The organism is Dyella sp. (assembly GCF_035277725.1).
Lineage (GTDB): Bacteria > Pseudomonadota > Gammaproteobacteria > Xanthomonadales > Rhodanobacteraceae > Dyella_B.
In genome coordinates this window covers 1-5238 of the sequence record NZ_DATEJY010000072.1, presented here as the reverse complement: position 1 = coordinate 5238, position 5238 = coordinate 1, and the positions used below count along the sequence as shown (strand labels likewise).

The 5238-nt window shown below is 61.6% G+C and carries 5 protein-coding genes; all 5 read right to left on the bottom strand.

What is annotated here, in order from left to right; all coding sequences use genetic code 11:
- The coding region (locus VJR68_RS07295; RefSeq protein WP_324146997.1) for a glutaredoxin domain-containing protein at window positions 1-128 on the bottom strand (128 nt) is incomplete at its 3' end.
- On the bottom strand, window positions 128-955 hold the full coding sequence (dapD, locus tag VJR68_RS07290) for a 2,3,4,5-tetrahydropyridine-2,6-dicarboxylate N-succinyltransferase (protein ID WP_324146995.1): 828 nt from the start codon (window positions 953-955) through the stop codon (window positions 128-130). The genes VJR68_RS07295 and dapD, both read right to left, overlap by 1 nt.
- Window positions 956-1124: 169 nt before the next feature.
- Window positions 1125-1595 carry a PepSY domain-containing protein gene (locus tag VJR68_RS07285; RefSeq protein ID WP_324146994.1) on the bottom strand — a complete coding sequence of 157 codons (471 nt, stop codon included), beginning with the start codon at window positions 1593-1595 and terminating at the stop codon, window positions 1125-1127.
- 131 nt (window positions 1596-1726) lie between these two features.
- Window positions 1727-4375, bottom strand: coding sequence for a [protein-PII] uridylyltransferase (glnD, locus tag VJR68_RS07280; RefSeq protein WP_324146993.1), 2649 nt, complete (start codon window positions 4373-4375; stop codon window positions 1727-1729).
- A 94-nt stretch (window positions 4376-4469) separates the two neighbouring features.
- Window positions 4470-5234, bottom strand: coding sequence for a type I methionyl aminopeptidase (gene map, locus VJR68_RS07275; protein WP_324146996.1), 765 nt, complete (start codon window positions 5232-5234; stop codon window positions 4470-4472).
- Window positions 5235-5238: the final 4 nt, after the last annotated feature.

The following is a 5238-nucleotide window of genomic DNA, read 5'->3' as shown; positions in this document are numbered from 1 at the left end:
GGCGGCACAGGATTCGCGCGGTAGTCGATGAACTCGTGTGCGATGTCAAAGCGTGTCAGCCAGTTGCGTGCCTTCTTGCAAGTGTCGCAGTTGGAAAGGCCATACAGCGTGACGGTCGGCAGGGTCATTACTCACCGCTCCGTAGCAGTTCATTGATGCCGGTCTTGCTGCGCGTTTTCTCGTCCACCTGCTTGACGATGATCGCGGCGTACAAACTGTGGCTGCCGTCTTTCGCCGGCAGATTGCCGGCCACCACCACGCTGCCTGCCGGCACGCGGCCATAGCTGACTTCACCGGTGGCGCGGTTGTAGATGCGCGTGGATTGGCCGAGGAACACGCCCATGCCGATCACGCTGCCGCGCTCCACCACCACGCCTTCCACCACTTCGGAACGCGCGCCGATAAAGCAGTTGTCTTCGATGATGGTGGGATTGGCTTGCAGCGGTTCCAGCACGCCACCAATGCCGACACCGCCGGAAAGATGCACGCCCGCGCCGATCTGTGCGCACGAACCGACCGTGGCCCAGGTATCGACCATCGTGCCGGCACCGACGTACGCGCCGATGTTCACGTAGCTCGGCATCAGCACCGCATCTTTCGCCACATGCGCACCGCGGCGCACCAGCGCACCGGGCACGACGCGAGCGCCGAGCGTTTCCAGTTCCGAGTCGTTGCCGTGCTGGAAGCGCAGCGGCACTTTGTCGAAGGCCATGGCCGGTCCGCCATCCACCACGCGATTGCCGTTGATGCGGAAATACAGCAACACCGCTTTCTTCAACCATTGATTGACGACCCAGCCGCCTTCGCCATTTGGCGCGGCCACGCGCTGCTCACCTGATTCGAGCAGATCCATCACTTGCGTAAGCGCCGGGCGCAGATGGGTTTCGATTTCGGCCTGGGTCAGGTCGTTGCGGCGCTCGAAAGCGTCGTTGATAAGGTTTTCGATGGACTGCATGAGCGAGACTCGCGTTCGGGTCGATCGTGAAGATTACAACCAGTTGCCCGTCGATGACGCGCGAGGCCTCAGCTTGCCCCGTAGGCTGGGATGAAATCCCAGCATAAGGAGCCCCATGAATGCCTGGATTTCATCCCGGCCTACGTATCGACCCAGCGTCAACCGCGTTTCAAAGCAGCGTAAGTACGATGGGGAATATCGTCCCCGCCACCAGCAACACGCTGATCACGACATGCTTGCGCGTATAGCGGTACGCCATGTAGAGGCCAAGCAAGGTCGATATGAACAAGCCCAGCGATACGAAGGCGGAGAAAATCTTCAATGGCAAGGGATGCCGGAGCGGCGCCGCCGGTTTTGCCAGTTCCGCACTCACCACCGGCACAGGTGTTGCCCCAGGCTGAGCATTCTCTACGGGACGCGCGCGGCGCTGCGGCAGCACATCCGTTTGCTTCTTGTGCAATTGCGCCGCCACGGCCAGCCAGGCCGGCGGTTTGTAGTCGCTGCCGCGAGAGGATTCATGCAGGCCGAATACCTGCAGGCCACCGGTAAAGGCGAAGAACAGCACGGCAGGCGCGATGAACACGCCGATGTAGAGATGAAGCTGTCGGGCAAGTTTGAGAAGCGTATGCGATGCGGACATGAGGGCACAGCCTTAGGTGGCAGGTTTCAGCCAAAACGAAAAAGAGGATTGACGATGACCGCTGACGCGGCCTGGCGGGAAATCATTCCCTGCGAGCTTGCGTAGCGTTGGGTGGAATGGCTGTGCCTGGGCTACGCAGATAAGCTCTGTGGTCCGATCCGCTCCCGCAAAGCCTGCCACAAACGTTGTTGCTGTGTCTCGCTCAACGGCGCATTGCGCCGGTCGGTAAGCTGGAAAAAATCTTCCACGCGCTCGCCGAAGGTGGCGATGCGGGCATCGTGCACGCGCACTTCGCAGGCCATCATCACCTGCGTGACAGCGGCCAGCAGGCCGGGGCGGTCGCTGCAGACAAGTGCCATCTGCGTGCGGCCGTCGGACTGCTTGAAGTCGATGCGAGGCGTCATCTGGAAGTGCTTCAAATGCCGCGACATGCTGCGCCGTGGCGGCATGATCGGCGCCGATTGCGACAGCGCGCGATGCAGGCGCTGCTGCAGTTCTTCCGCACGCTCGTGGCTCGCAGGCTTTTGCGTTTCCGCTTCCAGCAGCAGGAAGGTATCCATCGCCTTGCCATCCGGCGAACTGAGCACGCGGGCTTCCATCACCGAGAAATGCAGGCGATCAAGCATGGCGGTGACGTTGGCGAACAGGCCATCGCGATCGGGCGCATAGACAAACAATTCGGTGCCGCCACGTACCGATAGCGGGTTCACCGCAATCAACGGCAATTTGCCTTGCCCATGCAGAATCTGCGACGTCTGCCAGGCGATTTGCTCCGATCGATGGCGTAGAAAGCTGACCATCGGGAAGCTGTCCCAGAGCTGCGCCACGGCGGTTTGATCGTTGCCCTCCGCAACCAGCATGGCCATGGCCTGCTCACGGCATGCCTGTGCACGCGCGGCAGCACCGGATGAGGGTTTGGCATCACGCCGCAAGGCATAACGCGTGGCCGTATAGAGGTCCGCGAGCAGACGATCTTTCCATGCATTCCACAAACGCGGGCTGGTACCGATGATGTCGGCGATGGTGAGCAGATACAGCTGGCCAAGGCGTTCTCGTCCACCGACGAGTTCGGCGAATCGATGCACGACGTCGGGATCGGTGATGTCCTGGCGTTGCGCGGTGGTGCTCATCAGCAAGTGCCAGCGCACCAGCCATGCGATGCGTTCGATGTCTTCGTCCGGCAAGCCAAGCTTTTTGCCGAATGCGCGCGCATCCTCTTCGCCCAGTACCGAATGATCGCCGCCACGCCCTTTGGCTATGTCGTGGAATAGCGCTGCCAATAGCAAAATTTCAGGCTTGGGAAGGGTCGACCACACTTCGCACGCGAGTGGAAATTCGGCTTGTGTGGCCGGATCGGCAAAGCGTGCAACGTTGCGCAGCACGCGCAGCGTGTGTTCGTCCACCGTATAAACGTGGAACAAGTCGTATTGCATGCGGCCGAATACTTTGCCGAAAGCAGGCAGTATCGCTGCGAGCAAGCCATGGCGATTCATGCGCCAAAGTGCATCGACCGCAGGCGCACCATGGCGCAGCAGTTGCAGAAAAGAAGCAATGACCTGCCGATCATCGGCCAATTGCGTACCCATCGCCGCCGTCGCCTGATGGACGCGGCGCATGGTGTCGGCCGTAAAGCCGATCACACCCTTCTGATCCAGTCTCGCAATGAAAATGTCCACCAGCGCTGCTGGGCGATGCGTGAATAAATCGGGATCGCGCACAGCAATGCGTACGCCGTAGCGAATGAAATCCTCGCCAACGGCTTGTGGCTCGCTCGGTGGTTCCAACATTTCCACGAAACGCTCGGCGATTTGCATTCCCAGGCGTTCCACCTGGCTGGCAGCGCGATAGTAGCCCTGCATGAACTGCTCGACGCCGAGATTTTTTTCGTGCTCATCCTCGAAGCCGAGGCGTGCAGCGAGTGCGCGCTGGTAATCGAACAGCAAGCGTTCTTCCGGTCGCCCTGCCTCCAGGTGCAAGGCGAAGCGATAGCGACGCAACGTGGCTTCGGCGTGCAGCAAGGTGTCGCATTCGGCCGGATCGAGCAGGCCTTCGGTGACCATGTCGGGAAAGTCCGGCGCATGCGCCAGGCGCTTGCCGAGCCAGCGCAGTGAATCCAGCATGCGCAGGCCGCCGGGGCCATCCTTGAGATTGGGCTCGAGGTTGTATGCCGTGTCGTCGTAACGCGCATGGCGTGCATTGCGTTCGGCCAGGCGCGCTTGCAGATAAGCGCCAGGTGGCCACATGTCGGGCGCTTCTACGATAGCGCGCAGATTGGCGTCGAGCGCGGGATCGCCGGCCAGGCGACGTGCGTCGAGCAGGCTGGTGAAGACGCTGGCGTCCGCGGCAGCGAGCGACTTGCACTGCGCCGGATCGCGCACTGCATGGCCGACTTTGAGGCCGATGTCCCAGAACGTCGCGAAGCATTGTTCCAGCGCTCGCAAGCGCGATGGGTCGGCGTGCTGGACCAGCGCCAGCAGATCGATGTCCGAATACGGGAACAACAGTCCGCGTCCGAAACCGCCGATGGCGAACAGGGCCGCATCATTCACTTCACCCAGGCAGGCCATCCATACGTGCGCCACGATGCGCGTAACCGATTCGCCGCGCCGCTGCGCGAGTGCGGTGGCATCGGCGCCGTCGCGGAAAGCCAGTGCAATGGCCCGATCAAGGTCACCGACGAGCTGGCGCAGCGCACTGCGTGCATCGGTGGACACACCGGAGCGCGGGACTGCGACGGGTAAGCGAGGTAATGGCGGGAGGGAAACGGCGGACGATGTCATCCGGAAACTTGCCTGGCGTAGGTTGGGTGAAAACCCCAACATCATCGTCTAGATCGGCTTGGCGATGTTGGGGTTTGCACCCCAACGATATCGATCAGGCATCCGGCCAGGGTGTCAGGATCTCAAACCCGTCATCCGTCACTGCAATGGTGTGCTCCCACTGCGCCGACAGCGAATGATCCTTGGTGACCACCGTCCAGCCGTCCGGCAATTGCTTGGTTTGCGGCTTGCCGGCGTTGATCATCGGCTCGACGGTGAAGGTCATGCCCTTCTGCAGCACCACACCCGTGCCGGGCTTGCCGTAATGCAGCACCTGCGGCTCGTCGTGGTAGACCTTGCCGATGCCGTGGCCGCAGTACTCGCGCACCACCGAGAAGCCAGCGGCTTCCGCATGTTTCTGAATGGCGTGGCCGACATCGCCCAGGGTGGCGCCGGGACGCACGGACTGGATGCCGTGCATCATCGCCTCAAAGGTGGTCTCCACCAGACGCTTGGCCAGCACACCGGGCGTGCCGACGTAATACATGCGGCTGGTGTCGCCATGCCAGCCGTCTTTGATGACGGTGACGTCGAGATTGATGATGTCGCCATCCTTCAGCACCTTGCCCGGGCTGGGAATGCCGTGGCAGATCACATGATTGACCGAGGTGCACAGGGTCTTGGGAAAGCCGTGATAGCCGACATTGGCAGGGGTCGCCTTCTGCACGTTCACGATGTGCTGGTAGGCGAGCCGGTCCAGATCCTCGGTGGTGACGCCGGGTTTGACGTGCTCCTTGAGCATGGCCAGCACTTCGGCTGCCAGCTGGCCGGCAACGCGCATGCCTTCGAGGTCTTGGGCGGATTTGAGGGTGATTGCCATAGGT